This is a genomic window from Winogradskyella sp. R77965, from assembly GCF_044594915.1.
In the GTDB taxonomy this organism is placed as follows: domain Bacteria; phylum Bacteroidota; class Bacteroidia; order Flavobacteriales; family Flavobacteriaceae; genus Winogradskyella.
Map to the genome: position 1 here is coordinate 115,197 of NZ_CP138990.1, position 14,806 is coordinate 130,002.

Genomic DNA, 14,806 nt, shown 5'->3' on the forward strand with positions numbered 1-14,806 from the left:
TATATTTAAGAGTTCTCTTGTTTAATTTAACATGTACATTCATAAAGTAATAAAAGATCATAATGAACTCTACGTATATTTTAACGGGAAATTGATTTATAAGAGATGGCTAGATTTAGGATAAGGAAAAGTATTTGATAAACATACTTTTGGTAAATATACTGACCGTAGTATTACAGATTTTGATTTGTCTAAAACTCCAGATTTTATTAGAGTAAAAGCAAACTTAAAATTGATGTCTACTAAAGATGGAGGTCGTAAATCGCCGGTATCGAGTGGATTTAGACCCAACCATGTCTTTGAATATCAATCCAATGATCAATTCCAATTCGCGTTTGTAGGAGATATTCAACTTAATGGTGATAATCTTATGATGCCAGGCGAAATAAAAGAAGTAACTGTAAGTTTCTTAAGTAATCAACCTATTGATAAGTACTTAAACATAGGAAGAAAATGGAATATTCATGAGGGTGGGCGAGAAATTGGTAAAGCCGAAATATTAGAAATCAGTATTTAAATTTTGTTCAAGTATTATAATAAGAAAAAGCCTTTCGGATATTCCGAAAGGCTTTCTACTAACTAAATCAATCAATATAAAAAGAGGTAATCACTCCTCAATTTTCTTTTTCACTTATTGCTGTGGTAATAATACTTTATCAATAACATGTACAACACCGTTTACAGCTTGTATATCTACTAAAGTAGTTACGATATTACTAACACGACTATTTAAATCTGTTAAGGTAAACGCTGTGTTATCGGCTGTGATATCTCCACCTAGTGTAGCAACAGTACCATTAGGAAGTCCAGAGGACTGAACATTTCCACTTACAACATGCGTTAATAATACAGCATCTGTTGTAGCAGCATTTAATTCACCTGTACCTTCACCAAATCCAGATAGTCCTAATTCTGCAAGTACTCCAGTAGTCGGATCAACAAAAGCATCGTTCACTGGTGCAAATACTGTGAATGGTCCAGCAGTAGCGTCAGATACTGTCGCTATCCATGGTACTGTTGGTGAACCTGTATCTGCATAAGAAAGTGCAGCTACTAGTGTAGACAAGGCATCATTCGTTGTTGCAAACGTTGCTATGGTTGGTAAATCTATAACTTCATCTACAACATGTATGATACCATTAGTACCTACAATATCAGCTGAGCTTACAGTAGACAAACCATTAAAGACTACACCATCAGATGTGTCAAAATAAATACTTAAATCCGTATCATTAGGTCCAGCAGCAGAAGTGTAAGCATAACCAGAACCAGAAGCTACTAAATCAGTTGATAATATAACTCCACCTAATACATGGTTTAAAAGTACGCTTGATAAACTGTTACTATTTGGATTTGTAAAACTAGCAAAAGCATCGTTTGTTGGCGCTAATACAGTAAAAGGTCCATCACCTTGAAGTGTTGATACTAAATCTTCAGAAGTTAAAGCACCAGTAAGTGAAGTAAAATTACTATTGTTTAATGCATGATCAACCACATCTGGTAATCCAATTACAGCATCAACCACATGTACAATTCCATTGTCTGCGTCTATATCAGCTAATCCAGCAACAACAGTCGCGCCGTTATTGAATGTTACACCATTTGATGTGTCAAATAATAAACTTAAATTATTTCCGCCTGCTCCAGTAGCACTAGTATTAGTGTAACCAGAACCCATGTTAACTAACATGGTAGAAGTTATTTCACCAGATATAACATGATTTAATAATACCTGAGATAAAACTTCAGTAGGAACGTCTTCTAATGATGCATAGTTATTTGCAGCTAAAAAATTGTTAAACGCAGCGTTAGTTGGTGCTAAAACTGTAAAAGGTCCATTACCTTGTAATACAGATACTAAGTTGCCATCTGCTCTTTGTAAAGCTGCAACTAGAGAGCTTAAATCATCAGTTGCGATAGCTAAATCAACAATTGTGTTTGTTTGTGGATCAGTAGGTCCGTTGTTGTCATCATCATCGCTACATGCTACTAGTCCTACAAATAATAGAAATACTGGTAACATTTTGAGTGTTTTTGAAATAATTTTCATTTTTTTGGGTTTTTAAAATTGTTCAACATTTCAAACTTTAATAGTTTGTTTAACAAATATACGTAATGATTAAACAAAAAGATTATCTGACTTTTCTTTTTATAATAATTTTAACAAGCATTAATGCTCAAAAATCAACTAATAAGTTCGATAAAGATGGGAAACGTCACGGTTTGTGGACTAAAAACTATCATCAAACCGATCAGAAGCGATATGAAGGAAATTTTGTTCATGGTAAGGAAGTTGACTCATTTAAGTTCTACACCTTATCTAAAGGGAAAAGTGTTTTAAGTGCAATAAAAGTCTTTAGTGAAAAGGATAGTATAGCTGATGTGACTTTTTTTGCCTCAAATAAAAAAGTAATTAGTGAAGGTAGGATGGATGGCAAACGTTATATAGGTCAATGGATTTATTATCACAAAGATTCTACTGCCAAAATGATTCTAGAGAATTTTAATGATGAAGGAAAGTTAGATGGCGAACGCTATGTTTATTATGATAATGGCTTAGTTGCAGAACAAGCGTCCTATAAAAATGGATTGCTAAATGGAGAAGCCAAATGGTTTTTAGAAAATGAGGTGTTAATCAAATCATCTCAATACAAGAATGATAAACTAGAAGGCAAAACGGTTAATTATGATGCTTCTGGTAAAAAAGATTCTGAAGGAAATTATATCGCAAATCAGAAAAAAGGTATTTGGAAGTATTACAAAGATGGAAAAATAGCTAAAGAAATTGATCATACCAATAACAAGGTCATTAAGAAATACGAATAGGAATCAGCTATTTGATTCATAGAATTTAGAAATGGTAATCTTAATAAGATTGCCTTTTTTATTTTGTAATTTTGCCAAGATTTTTCGAACCAAGAATAATAAGCGAGAAAGTAAATATGAAACGTGTCATTGTAGGACTTTCAGGAGGAGTAGATTCTAGCGTCGCAGCCTATCTTTTAAAAGAACAAGGCTACGAGGTCATTGGTCTGTTTATGAAAAACTGGCACGATGATTCTGTAACTATTTCAGATGAATGCCCTTGGTTAGAGGATAGCAATGATGCCATGTTAGTAGCGGAAAAACTTGGTATTCCTTTTCAAACGGTAGATTTAAGTGCACAATACAAAGAGCGTATTGTGGATTATATGTTTAATGAATATGAAAAAGGACGTACACCAAATCCTGATGTACTTTGTAACCGCGAAATAAAGTTCGATGTTTTTATGGATATTGCTATGGATCTGGGTGCAGATTATGTTGCTACAGGTCATTATTGCAGAAAAGGAACCATCGAAAAAGATGGTAAAACTATTCATCAACTTTTAGCTGGAGTTGACCGTAATAAAGATCAATCCTATTTTTTATGTCAGTTATCACAAACGCAGTTATCAAAAGCCTTATTTCCAATAGGTGAATTAACTAAACCAGAAGTTAGAGAAATAGCTAAAGCGCAAGATTTAATAACGGCAGAAAAGAAAGACTCTCAAGGCCTATGTTTTATTGGTAAAGTGAGGTTGCCAGATTTTTTGCAACAACAATTAAAACCTAAGGAAGGTGTAATTGTTGAGGTTGCCGACTCTTTTGATATTTATAATGAAACTGTTCCTGAATTCAATTCAAAAGAAATTGAATTAGAATATTTATCTAGAAAACCAGAATATTCAATCACTGATGGTAAAGTTGTTGGTAAGCATCAAGGTGCCCATTATTTTACCAAGGGACAACGAAAAGGACTAGCCGTTGGTGGAACCATAGAGCCACTTTTTGTTATAGACACAGATGTAAAAGAAAATGTTATTTACACTGGTCAAGGTAAAAATCATCCTGGTTTGTATAGAAATACTTTGTTTGTGACTAATGAGGAGTTACATTGGATTAGAGAAGATTTAGCTTTATCTGAAGGTGAAACTTTATCAGTCATGGCAAGGATTAGATATAGACAAGCATTAGAAAAAGCAACTTTGCATAAAGTTGAGTCTGGTCTATATGTAGAATTCGAAAATAAACAATCTGCAATTACAGAAGGCCAATTCGTAGCTTGGTACTTAGAGGATGAGTTAGTAGGTTCTGGAGTAATTTCTTAAATTGCAATAAAGAAAAGCCATGTTAAGAAAGCTAACGATGCTTTTATTGTTCTTCCTAACAATAAATAGCTACGCTCAGGAAGATGCTTGGATTTATCTCACAGATAAGTCAAATGTTGCAGCAGCTTTAGCAAATCCTATTACTATACTTACTCAGAAAGCCATTGATAGAAAGCAGAATCATAATATACCTATTGACCAACGTGATGTGCCAGTTAATGAAGCTTACATTTCGGATTTAAAGATACAAACAGGAATTACAGTTTTAGCCAAGTCAAAATGGTTTAATGCAGTACATGTTAGAGGAACTGAAACAGACATTAATGCTCTAAGCGCGTTGGCATATGTAGATAGTATTGACTTTGCTGATAACAATCTAGATACAGCATCACGTTCAACAACAATTCAAGATAAAACAGATATAGAAGATGAGAATGTGGTGTTTACATATGGTGACACTCAGAATCAGATAGAAATGATTAATGTAGATGATTTGCATGTTGCAGATTTCACAGGCGAAGGTATTACAATTGCCGTAATGGACTCCGGTTTTCCTAATGTGAATACTCTGGGAGCTTTTCAGCGTTTAAGGGATAATAATGATTTATTAGATGGCTATGATTTTGTAAATAGAAATGCTGATGTGTATGCCAGTACAGCGAGTTCTCATGGAACAAGAGTATTAAGTACTATGGCTGGCTTTGTACAAGATGAATTTGTAGGTACAGCACCAGATGCGTCATATTATTTATTTTTAACTGAAGATGTATCTGGTGAAAATCCTGTAGAAGAAAGTTATTGGGTCGAAGCAGCCGAGCGTGCAGATAGTTTGGGTGTTGATATGATTAATACATCTTTAGGCTACACTACATTTGATAATTCTAATTACGACTATACTCCAGCTGATATGAATGGTCAAGTTACATTTATATCAAAAGGAGCTTCTATTGCAGTTGAAAAAGGAATTTTGGTTGTTGTAAGTGCAGGTAATTCTGGTGCAACAGCATGGCAAACTGTTGGTTCTCCTGCGGATTCACCAAATGTGTTATCTATTGGAGCTGTAGATGCTAATGGAGATTATGTATCGTTTAGTTCTCAAGGCGGTGCTGCACAAGTTGGTTATCAAAAACCAGATGTAGTTGCAAGAGGTGGAGCAGCTTATGTTGTGAATCAGAATAATACGATTACTCAAAATAACGGAACGTCATTTAGTGGTCCTATCATGTGCGGTGGCATTGCATCGTTATGGCAAGCCATTCCTAATGCGTCTCCCACAGAAGTTATGGATTATGTAAGAGAATCAGCATCTCAGTTTAGCTCGCCAGATGACTTTTTAGGTTATGGAATACCTGATTTAGATGTAGCAAGGAGTATTGCTTTGTCAATTGATGATGGGTTAATTGAAGACTTTGGTTTTTATCCAAATCCAGTTAAAGATGAAATAAACTTGAGATTACCAGAAATTCTAAGCGACGCAGACGTTTCTATTTATAATCAGCTAGGTCAAAAAGTTTTGAGCCAATCAATTCTAGAAAATTCTCAAACCATTAATGTATCGACGCTTTCAACTGGCATATACCTCATAAAGTTTTCATCAGAAAATTCCTCACAAACCTTCAAATTTATAAAACAATAAATGACCAATAGAATTACACAACTCTTCAACATAAAATATCCTATCATACAGGCAGGTATGATTTGGAACAGTGGTTGGCGACTAGCCTCAGCAGCAAGTAACGCAGGTATTTTAGGATTAATTGGGGCAGGTTCCATGTATCCAGATGTGCTAAGAGAACACATCCAAAAATGTAAAGCAGCGACTGACGAACCATTTGGAGTTAACGTACCAATGCTATATCCAAACATTCAGGAAATTATGGATATTATTGTTGAGGAAGATGTAAAGATTGTATTCACTTCTGCCGGAAATCCAAAAACCTGGACCAAATGGTTACAGGATAAAGGCATTACTGTGGTGCATGTTGTGAGCAGTGTAAAGTTTGCATTAAAAGCTCAAGAAGCAGGAGTCGATGCTATTGTTGCCGAAGGTTTTGAAGCAGGTGGACACAATGGACGTGACGAAACGACGACCTTAACGTTGATACCAATGGTTAAAGAGCAATTACAAATTCCATTAATAGCAGCAGGAGGTATTGCAACAGGAAAAGCGATGCTAGCCTGTATGGTATTAGGTGCTGATGGAGTGCAAGTAGGTAGCCGATTTGTGGCTAGTGAAGAATCTTCTGCACACCAAGCGTTTAAGCAAGTCGTAGTAGATGCTAAAGAAGGAGATACACAACTTACTTTAAAAGAGTTAGCTCCTGTTAGACTCATAAAAAATAAATTCTACAACGAGTTACAAGAATTGTATAAAACAGCTCCAACGCCAGAACAACTCAAAGAACTCTTAGGAAGAGCAAGGGCCAAACGTGGAATGTTTGAAGGAGATTTAGAGGATGGAGAGCTAGAGATTGGACAAATCGCGGGTTTAATCCATGATGTGAAACCTGTCACAGACATTGTAGAGGATATGGTTACTGAGTTTGAGGAGGCGAAGCAAAATGCAGCTTCACTTTAATTAAAAACATAAAATACGTAGTTCTTCGCATTGACTTTCTACTTTTAAACCTGTTTTTTATTTTTAAGTTTTTTGAAATTAAAACGACTGAAGACTAATAAAATCAAGTTTATGAAAAAATGTATTAAAACTTTAATCTTATTTATCAGCCTTTCAGCATTTTCACAAAGTCCGTGGACACAAGAAATGGGTAAGTTCTATACACAACTTTCATATTCCACAATACCCAATTACAATGAGTTTTTTGGTGATCCGGATTACAGCACAATTGGTGAGCTTTCAGATAATACAGTGCAGTTATATGCTGAGTATGGTATTTCTGATAACACCACTTTAATTGTCAATTTACCTTTAAAACTAATTACATTTAATGGTTTTCAAGATCCACGTATTGACTGTATTGGTGACTGTTCACAAGACTTTAATGAAACGGCATTAGGTAATATAGAATTAGGTATAAGATACAATTTTTATAAAAAGGATTGGATACTTTCTGGTCAACTTTCTACAGAAGCCAATACAGCTTCTTACTTCGAAGATTCAGGAATCAGGACGGGTTATGATGCTTATACAATTACACCACTTTTCTTAGCAGGGAGAAGTTTTGAGAAAACCTACATTCAAAGTTTTATTGGAGCTAATATTAGAACTAATGATTACAGTTCTAACTTTAAAATTGGAGGTGAATTTGGTTATAAACTACATAAGCGAATTTGGCTCATTGGGTTTTTAGATATTGTGAAAACACTTGCGAATGGAGATGTGTCTTTACCATTTCAAAATAGATTCACTGGTTTATATGTTAACGACCAAGACTATGGATCTTACGGTTTAAAAGGTATTGGAGAAATCACCGATAAATTTGGAGTGACGGCAGGTTTTGGTGGCGCCTTTTTTGGAAATAATGTAGCTAAACAAGCTGCGTTGAACTTTGGGCTTTATCATAAATTTTAAGCTTATATAACTTATAAAAACTTCATTCATTTTATTAAAAATGCTAAAACCAAAACCGCTACTTTTGCGCTATGGTTTTAAGTAACTACACTAAAGAATTTAAATACAATTGGCAACTGGCTGCGCCAGTAATGTTAGGTATGCTTGGGCATACCTTTGTCAGTTTTGTAGATAATATTATGGTTGGGCAATTGGGTACTGCAGAATTGGCCGCAGTTTCTTTAGGGAATAGTTTTATGTTTATTGCCATGTCTTTAGGTATTGGTTTTAGCACCGCAATTACACCTTTGGTAGCAGAGGCAGATGGAGCACAAGACTTTGCTAGTGGTAAGTCAGCATTTAAACATGGCTTATTTTTATGTACGGTTTTAGGAATTCTATTATTTCTTCTGGTATTTTTTGCTAAGCCATTAATGTACTTTATGAGACAGCCTGTAGAGGTTGTAGAGTTAGCGATTCCGTATTTAGATTTAGTAGCGTTCTCATTAATTCCATTAATTATTTTTCAAGGATTTAAGCAATTTAGTGATGGTTTATCGATGACTAAATATCCTATGTATGCAACCATTTTAGCCAATGTAGTTAACGTATTACTAAATTATGTACTCATCTTTGGTAAGTTTGGGTTTCCTCAGTTAGGCATTGTTGGTGCAGCTTATGGTACATTAGCTTCTCGTTTTATTATGTTATGGTACCTCTGGTATTTATTGAGAGGGAAAGAAAAATCCAAAGCCTTTGTTACTAATATTAAATTCTTTGTTTTAGATAAATTAATGCTTCGTAAGATTATTAATTTGGGTGCACCAAGTGCTATGCAAATGTTCTTTGAAGTTGCTATTTTTACTGCAGCGATATGGTTAAGTGGTTTATTGGGTAAAAACCCTCAAGCAGCAAACCAAATTGCTTTAAATTTGAGTTCTATGACCTTTATGGTCGCCATGGGAATTAGTGTTGCGTCAATGATTAGAGTGGGCAATCAAAAAGGATTAAAACAGTATTTTGAGTTGCGTCGTATTGCGTTTTCATTATTTTTATTGGGTACTATTTTCGCTTTTGTTTTTGGATTGATATTCCTAGTTTTTCATGACTACTTACCACGTATTTATGTAGACTTCGATGATATAGTAAACTATGATGATAATATGGAAGTGGTCAAAATTGCTTCAAAATTATTATTGGCAGCAGCGATTTTTCAAGTTAGTGATAGCATTCAAGTTGTGGTTTTAGGAGCCTTGAGAGGTTTGCAAGATGTGAAAATTCCAACATTAATTACTTTTATAGCCTACTGGTTGATTGGTTTTCCGATCAGTTGGTTTTTGGGAAAGGAAGATGCTTATGGTAGTTTTGGTATTTGGATTGGACTTTTAGCAGGATTGACATCTGCTGCAATTTTATTATATATTAGGTTTAATTATCTCACAAAGCGTTTAATTTTGCAACAAGACAAAAAATAGAATGGAATTACCAAAATTTATATTAGGCGACAATACAGATTATCCAAATGCGATTTTTATTATTCATACTGAATTCCCTAGATTCATTATTAATCTCGAAAACGACGAAGTAGAATGGTTTGAAGAGTTTGACCAACACGATGAAAAAGAATTAGAAACCGAAACGGAGAACTACATTAAACAAGCTACAGAGTTTTACGATAGAGAAATAACACGTTACAACGATTAATGTTAGAACAACTTTTAGAACTAGATACAGAGCTTTTTATATTCCTTAACTCACTTGGGTCTTCAACATGGGATGGGCTATGGTTAGTAATTACCGATGAGTATACATTTGCACCCTTCTATGCCATTCTTCTATTTCTTATTTATAAAAAATACGGTTTAAAGACCTTATTAATTATTGTTTTCGTCATTGCTGCAATGATAACCTTTACAGACCAGACCACAAATTTGGTAAAACGTTCCGTTGGCAGATTTAGACCTTGTGCATGCGAGGATATTATGGATACGATACGATATATTGCAGAGCGTTGTAGTACTAATAGAAGTTTTTTCTCTGGGCATGCAGCTAACTCAATGGCTGCTGCAGTTTTTGGTGGTTTAGTGTTAAGACCGTATTATAAAAAACTAATTTTTATTCTTCTGCTTTGGAGTTTTATCGTTGCTTATAGCCGTATTTATGTAGGTGTACATTACCCAATAGATATTTTATGTGGAATGACATTTGGTGCTTTATCTGGTTTTGCATTTTACAAATTGAACAAATATATTCTGCAACGTTTTACTTCCGAGTAAGTCTATAAAGTTGATTTACTAAACGTGTTCTGTGAGATTTTGAACCTTTTGAAGCTGTGTTTAAATCGTAAGTAGCAATAAATTCAATATCATAGTATTTTGATAGTTCATCTATTGTTTTAGGATCAGTTCCTTTTGTTAGTAAATTGAATTCTATTTCATTAGGAATAGCAAACCCTTCATCTGTTTTTATATTAGGAATCTTACCTCCATAGTTATAGATGGTTTCTGGAGCAACACCTTCTAAGTGATATAAAGGAGCATTAATAGTATTATAATCTGAAAAATCTTTATAATCTTCTTGTTTATGCACTTTTGAAATAGGAAGGGCAATTAAACCCATAGTAAGCATAAATCCTATTACCAAATAGAATACATTTTTAATGTTCTTACTTTTTAAATTTTTGAAGATTGAAATTCCAATAACCAATAATACTATAGTCGTAATTATGAATCTGACTAATAACTCACCCGTTAAAATAGAATTAGAAAAAAACCAAACTACCCAAAATAAAGCGGCTATTGTTGCAATTAAACCAAATTGAAAATAAACAGGAATTGTTTCTTTCTTAGTCTTTAAATTTTTGAATTCACGAATTAAATATTCAATATAAAAGCCAATATTAATGGCTAGTGGAATTAAAACTGGCATGAGGTAACGCGATTTCTTTTCAGGAATAATCGATAATAAAATAACCGCTAAAATAGTCCAATAGAAACTACACCTGTAAGCTTTTAAATTTGAAACTCTTGATTTTAGATAAGGGTAAAGTAAGCTAATAAATGCAGGAATAGTCCAAATTCCACTCTGTACAAAGAAACTCCAGTAATAATAAAACGGTCTTACATTATAACTGCTCCAATTAGAGGTTTCGCGCGTTGCGATTGCTGTGAATGTTTCAGGGTCTGCCACTCTAACATGGAAATACCACCAACCACCTAAAACAATTCCGAAGACTAGAAGACTAATTAGTTTTAAGAAATAGAGCGTCCCACCTTTATACTTGTATGCTATACCGTAGGCAATTACAAAAGGAAGAAATAATGCGTATAGAGATACAGGACCTTTTGATAAAACAGAACACGCTAAAAACGATACAAATAACAAACTATGCAAAATTGGCGTTTTACCATCTTGAAACATTCGTAATAACTGATACAATGCCATAAGCATAAGACCATGTGTGTAAATATCCCAAGGAGCTTCTATAGTGATACCAATAACATAAAATGAGCTGAGTACAATAAAACCATTAATTAAACTATGGGATTTAGTAAGCTCTAACTTTTTAGATAGTAGATAAGTTGAAATACCAATACTGGCTAAAAAGAGTAACGCTGGCCAACGTAATGCTAAAATAGATTTTATTCCAAATAAATAACCAAAAACTGCTGTAATCCAAGTTGGTAAAGGTGGTTTTTGATAACGTGCTTCACCATTCATAGTTGTTAAAATCCAATTGTTATCAGTTAGCATTTCTCTGGCCGAAATAAAATTTCGAGCTTCCATTATGGTCACAGGAAGTGAATCTATGGTAAAACCAAGCATTACTATTACAAAAAGTAAAAGACTAAGAATAGGATATTTTTCTATGAGCTTAATCATTGGTTTGTCTTATTAAATAAGCATTTCGAGCGTAAATCACTAAACCAAATAAATGACCTACAAACAATACAGGATCTTTTCTAATAATTGCATAAGTTAATATTAAACCTGCACCAATTAAGCTCAATACCCAAAATCCCATTGGTAATGAAGATTCTTTATTGCGCTCAGCATGTATCCATTGATACACAAATCGCAGCGTAAAGATTACTTGAGCTACAACTCCTAGAATGAGCAACCAGGTCGGTATAGCTTCATTTTTAAAGAGTAATTCAATATCAATTTTGTTGTTATTGTAGTAAAAAATGACAATAAGTACTGGGACTATAAACAACAAATACCGAACTATTTTAGGATACTTCTGCCATTGTCCTTGTAATTGTAAATTTCTGATATAGATAAAGTAAGTTAAACTTTGTCCGAGCATAATCGCAAAATCTAAGCGCAGATAACCATATATAAATAATAAGAATGAGGCAATTAAACTCAATGTCCAGAATGTAGTTGGTGTAATTACTTTACGTTGCTTTTCTGAAGTAATCCATTGAATAATTAGCCGAGAAGAAAATAAAATCTGAGCTAAAAATCCGATACTGTAAATTATCCAATCCTTCATTTACTAGATTTAGAAACCTCGTAATTAATATACTTTTTCTTCATCCAGAGATAAGCAAAACAGTCCATTAATGGTCCAAGGAGACGATTCCATAATCCAAATTTTGCTGAACCAGCTATACGAGGAAAGTGTCTAACAGGTACTTGAATCACTCGACCATGTTGCAACATAATCATAGCTGGTAAAAAGCGATGTAAACCTCTAAACATAGGAATACGTTTGGCATAATCTGTTTTAATAATTTTAAGTGGACAACCAGTATCATCCATACCATCGTGCGTAAAAGCACGTCTGATACCATTGGCTATTTTAGAAGACATATTCTTTACAAACGAATCCTTACGATTGGAGCGTACTCCTGTTACTAGTTCGTGATTATCTATATGTTTTAAAAGGATATTAAAATCTTCTGGTGCTGTTTGTAAATCAGAATCTATATAACCAACTAGTTCAGAATCAACATAATCAAAACCTGCCTTTATAGCAGCACTTAAACCTCGATTTTCTTTAAATAAGATATATTCAAAAGCTTCATTTCTTTCGCATATAGCTTCAATCAACACTTGGCTATTATCTTTTGAGCCATCATTAACAAATAGAATAGAAGTAGGAACAGATGCAATATCAAGGTATCGAGAAAGTTCAGTTTCTACACGTTCTAAATTTTCTTCCTCATTATATACAGGAACAACTATGGTAAACTTATATGTCATGCATTTGATGGCTTAGTCTGTGCAAAAGTATTGTTTTTTTGTTACAGTGAAAGTAAATATTCAGCTGCAGCAAAAGGTGTTGTTTTTCCAGATTCAACTAAATCAATTTGAGATTGTAGTTCATTCTTTATTTTAGCAGAATTATAAAAATTGGACTTTAAACGTTCCTCAATAGTTTGTAATAGCCAAAACTTATTTTGATTATTTCTATTGGTTTCAAAATAATGATTAGCCTTAGTAGTTGATTCATAGTCTTTAATCATTTCCCATACCTCAGAAATACCTTCTTGTTTTAAAGCACTACAAAGCGATACTTTTGGTGACCATTGAGAGTCTTTTTCAGGATATAAATGTAAAGCTCTATTAAACTCTAGCTTGGCAGATTTAGCAGCTTTTATATTGTCACCATCAGCTTTGTTAATTACTATAGCATCTGCCATTTCTATAATACCTCTTTTAATGCCTTGGAGTTCATCACCAGCACCAGCTAATTTTAAAAGGAGAAAGAAATCGACCATACTGTGCACAGCAGTTTCACTTTGCCCAACACCAACGGTTTCAATTATGATGGTATCGAAACCAGCAGCTTCACATAGAATAATTGTTTCTCTAGTTTTCCGAGCAACACCTCCTAGAGAATCACCAGAAGCTGAAGGTCTAATAAAAGCGTTTTTATCTTTTACTAAATCCTCCATTCTTGTTTTATCTCCAAGAATACTGCCTTTGCTTAAACTACTACTTGGATCTACAGCGAGCACTGCTACTTTTTTACCTAAGTTGGTTAAATGTATGCCAAACGCTTCAATGAATGTACTTTTTCCAACACCAGGAACACCAGTAATACCTATTCTAATCGATTTGTTTGCATAAGTTAAACAAGCTGTAATAATCTCATTCGCTTTTTTTGTATGAGCCAAATTAGTGCTTTCTACCATTGTAATGGCCCGACTCAGGGCAGAAATATCTCCAGATGTAATTCCAGATACCAAGTCTTCAATAGAGGGTTGTTTTTTACGATTAGCCTTTATTGTTTTTGCAGAATCAGGACTTAGTGATTCAGGTGGTGTAACACCATCTTGCTCATTTAGAGCAGATTTATATGTTTGGTCTTTCTTAGCCAACTAACATTTGTTAAGGTTTTTTAGAGCTTTGTTCTTCAATTGGGACTTCAATTTTTGTACTATCCCAAGCCATGGTTAATTTTAAATTCCCTGTGGTATTATCAAAAGCAATAGTAAAATCTTCAACGGTTTCATCTATTTGTTTTGTAGGAACTTCAATTTCAATCACATCATAATTCGGATCCCACATAGGTTCCATTTTTTCATCAACTCCCCATTCATATTGTCTAGAATTAAACATCACTTTCCAACTATCTTTCATTGGTACGGTCCAGATAGTGTATTTACCTTTCTTTAGCGGCATACCTTTTATGGCAAGGTCTTTATTGGTTTTAAAAGTTGTAGCTTCATTGGCACCAGTTCGCCATACTTTATCAAAAGGAACTAAAGCACCAAAAATATCACGTTCGCGTTTAGAAGGCCTGTTATATTCTACTTTTAAATTTAAATCGTTGAGTGCGATTTCCGCAGAATCTTTCGGACTTAAGCGTGGTGAGAAAATATTTTCGACAAAAACGGAATATAAAAGTAAACCCAAAGCCAGAATGGATAGGACAATAAGGAGGCGTTTTAGCATAATTAATTAATCTTAGAGTATTTCTAGTTTTATTAAAGAAATGCCAAACTTTGACATTTAAGATTTAAAGATAATTCAAATCCCTAAATTTATAGAATACAAACGCTGAATTTTAAGTAATTCTTATAATTGTGAAAAAAATTAAACTTTTTTGTCACACTTAAAATTTAGTATCGTCTTTAAAGTGCAATCAATCAAAAACCAAAACCAAAATTAGTACGTTTCAAATTCATATTGTTGAAAAATGTAAACAGAA

The 14,806-nt window shown here is 33.8% G+C and carries 15 protein-coding genes; 9 read left to right on the forward strand and 6 right to left on the reverse strand.

Going from position 1 to position 14,806, the window contains the following annotated elements:
• Nucleotides 1–235: 235 nt before the first annotated feature.
• Nucleotides 236–517, forward strand: a complete 282-nt coding sequence (locus SJY34_RS00525) for a hypothetical protein (RefSeq protein WP_400077897.1) — start codon at nucleotides 236–238, stop codon at nucleotides 515–517.
• Nucleotides 518–631: 114 nt separating this feature from the next.
• On the opposite strand, the gene SJY34_RS00530 is transcribed toward SJY34_RS00525, so the two are convergent.
• Nucleotides 632–2,050 (reverse strand): fasciclin domain-containing protein, encoded by a 1,419-nt coding sequence (locus SJY34_RS00530; RefSeq protein ID WP_400077898.1) that lies wholly within the window; start codon nucleotides 2,048–2,050, stop codon nucleotides 632–634.
• Between the two features lie 65 nt (nucleotides 2,051–2,115).
• On the opposite strand from SJY34_RS00530, the gene SJY34_RS00535 reads away from it, so the two are divergent.
• From SJY34_RS00535 to SJY34_RS00570, 8 genes are all read left to right on the forward strand, one after another.
• The gene (locus tag SJY34_RS00535; RefSeq protein WP_400077900.1) at nucleotides 2,116–2,826 is read left to right on the forward strand and encodes a toxin-antitoxin system YwqK family antitoxin; all 711 of its coding nucleotides are present in this window, start codon (nucleotides 2,116–2,118) and stop codon (nucleotides 2,824–2,826) included.
• 116 nt (nucleotides 2,827–2,942) lie between these two features.
• Nucleotides 2,943–4,130 carry a tRNA 2-thiouridine(34) synthase MnmA gene (gene mnmA / locus SJY34_RS00540; protein WP_400077902.1) on the forward strand — a complete coding sequence of 396 codons (1,188 nt, stop codon included), beginning with the start codon at nucleotides 2,943–2,945 and terminating at the stop codon, nucleotides 4,128–4,130.
• Nucleotides 4,131–4,149: 19 nt separating this feature from the next.
• Nucleotides 4,150–5,766, forward strand: coding sequence for a S8 family serine peptidase (locus SJY34_RS00545; protein ID WP_400077904.1), 1,617 nt, complete (start codon nucleotides 4,150–4,152; stop codon nucleotides 5,764–5,766).
• Nucleotides 5,767–6,708 carry an NAD(P)H-dependent flavin oxidoreductase gene (locus tag SJY34_RS00550; RefSeq protein WP_400077906.1) on the forward strand — a complete coding sequence of 314 codons (942 nt, stop codon included), beginning with the start codon at nucleotides 5,767–5,769 and terminating at the stop codon, nucleotides 6,706–6,708.
• Between the two features lie 111 nt (nucleotides 6,709–6,819).
• Nucleotides 6,820–7,662 carry a hypothetical protein gene (locus SJY34_RS00555; RefSeq protein ID WP_400077907.1) on the forward strand — a complete coding sequence of 281 codons (843 nt, stop codon included), beginning with the start codon at nucleotides 6,820–6,822 and terminating at the stop codon, nucleotides 7,660–7,662.
• Between the two features lie 71 nt (nucleotides 7,663–7,733).
• Complete coding sequence (locus SJY34_RS00560) at nucleotides 7,734–9,116, forward strand: MATE family efflux transporter (RefSeq protein WP_400077909.1); 1,383 nt, start codon at nucleotides 7,734–7,736, stop codon at nucleotides 9,114–9,116.
• A gap of 1 nt (nucleotide 9,117) precedes the next feature.
• Nucleotides 9,118–9,345: a hypothetical protein gene (locus SJY34_RS00565; protein ID WP_400077911.1), complete on the forward strand. Its 228-nt coding sequence runs from the start codon at nucleotides 9,118–9,120 to the stop codon at nucleotides 9,343–9,345.
• Nucleotides 9,345–9,917 (forward strand): phosphatase PAP2 family protein, encoded by a 573-nt coding sequence (locus SJY34_RS00570; protein ID WP_400077913.1) that lies wholly within the window; start codon nucleotides 9,345–9,347, stop codon nucleotides 9,915–9,917. The genes SJY34_RS00565 and SJY34_RS00570 overlap by 1 nt, the downstream gene beginning before the upstream one ends.
• Here SJY34_RS00570 and SJY34_RS00575 read toward each other — a convergent pair.
• From SJY34_RS00575 to SJY34_RS00595, 5 genes are read right to left on the reverse strand one after another with little or no spacing between them, the layout of a single operon-like run.
• Entirely contained in the window at nucleotides 9,904–11,523 is a 1,620-nt protein-coding gene (locus tag SJY34_RS00575) for an ArnT family glycosyltransferase (protein ID WP_400077915.1), read from the reverse strand. The genes SJY34_RS00570 and SJY34_RS00575 overlap by 14 nt on opposite strands.
• Complete coding sequence (locus SJY34_RS00580; RefSeq protein WP_400077917.1) at nucleotides 11,516–12,139, reverse strand: lipid-A-disaccharide synthase N-terminal domain-containing protein; 624 nt, start codon at nucleotides 12,137–12,139, stop codon at nucleotides 11,516–11,518. Before SJY34_RS00580 ends, SJY34_RS00575 begins: the two co-directional genes overlap by 8 nt.
• Entirely contained in the window at nucleotides 12,136–12,852 is a 717-nt protein-coding gene (locus SJY34_RS00585; protein ID WP_400077919.1) for a glycosyltransferase, read from the reverse strand. The genes SJY34_RS00580 and SJY34_RS00585 overlap by 4 nt, the downstream gene beginning before the upstream one ends.
• A gap of 41 nt (nucleotides 12,853–12,893) precedes the next feature.
• Entirely contained in the window at nucleotides 12,894–13,973 is a 1,080-nt protein-coding gene (gene meaB / locus SJY34_RS00590; RefSeq protein WP_400077921.1) for a methylmalonyl Co-A mutase-associated GTPase MeaB, read from the reverse strand.
• 10 nt (nucleotides 13,974–13,983) lie between these two features.
• Nucleotides 13,984–14,550, reverse strand: a complete 567-nt coding sequence (locus SJY34_RS00595; protein WP_400077923.1) for a DUF2911 domain-containing protein — start codon at nucleotides 14,548–14,550, stop codon at nucleotides 13,984–13,986.
• Between the last annotated feature and the right edge of the window lie 256 nt (nucleotides 14,551–14,806).

Bases quoted from the DNA above. Each gene is read 5' to 3' on its own strand.
- SJY34_RS00525 (WP_400077897.1), top strand. From the start codon at position 236: ATGTCTACTAAAGATGGAGGTCGTAAATCGCCGGTATCGAGTGGATTT.
- SJY34_RS00530 (WP_400077898.1), bottom strand. From the start codon at position 2,050: ATGAAAATTATTTCAAAAACACTCAAAATGTTACCAGTATTTCTATTA.
- SJY34_RS00535 (WP_400077900.1), top strand. From the start codon at position 2,116: ATGATTAAACAAAAAGATTATCTGACTTTTCTTTTTATAATAATTTTA.
- mnmA (WP_400077902.1), top strand. From the start codon at position 2,943: ATGAAACGTGTCATTGTAGGACTTTCAGGAGGAGTAGATTCTAGCGTC.
- SJY34_RS00545 (WP_400077904.1), top strand. From the start codon at position 4,150: ATGTTAAGAAAGCTAACGATGCTTTTATTGTTCTTCCTAACAATAAAT.
- SJY34_RS00550 (WP_400077906.1), top strand. From the start codon at position 5,767: ATGACCAATAGAATTACACAACTCTTCAACATAAAATATCCTATCATA.
- SJY34_RS00555 (WP_400077907.1), top strand. From the start codon at position 6,820: ATGAAAAAATGTATTAAAACTTTAATCTTATTTATCAGCCTTTCAGCA.
- SJY34_RS00560 (WP_400077909.1), top strand. From the start codon at position 7,734: ATGGTTTTAAGTAACTACACTAAAGAATTTAAATACAATTGGCAACTG.
- SJY34_RS00565 (WP_400077911.1), top strand. From the start codon at position 9,118: ATGGAATTACCAAAATTTATATTAGGCGACAATACAGATTATCCAAAT.
- SJY34_RS00570 (WP_400077913.1), top strand. From the start codon at position 9,345: ATGTTAGAACAACTTTTAGAACTAGATACAGAGCTTTTTATATTCCTT.
- SJY34_RS00575 (WP_400077915.1), bottom strand. From the start codon at position 11,523: ATGATTAAGCTCATAGAAAAATATCCTATTCTTAGTCTTTTACTTTTT.
- SJY34_RS00580 (WP_400077917.1), bottom strand. From the start codon at position 12,139: ATGAAGGATTGGATAATTTACAGTATCGGATTTTTAGCTCAGATTTTA.
- SJY34_RS00585 (WP_400077919.1), bottom strand. From the start codon at position 12,852: ATGACATATAAGTTTACCATAGTTGTTCCTGTATATAATGAGGAAGAA.
- SJY34_RS00595 (WP_400077923.1), bottom strand. From the start codon at position 14,550: ATGCTAAAACGCCTCCTTATTGTCCTATCCATTCTGGCTTTGGGTTTA.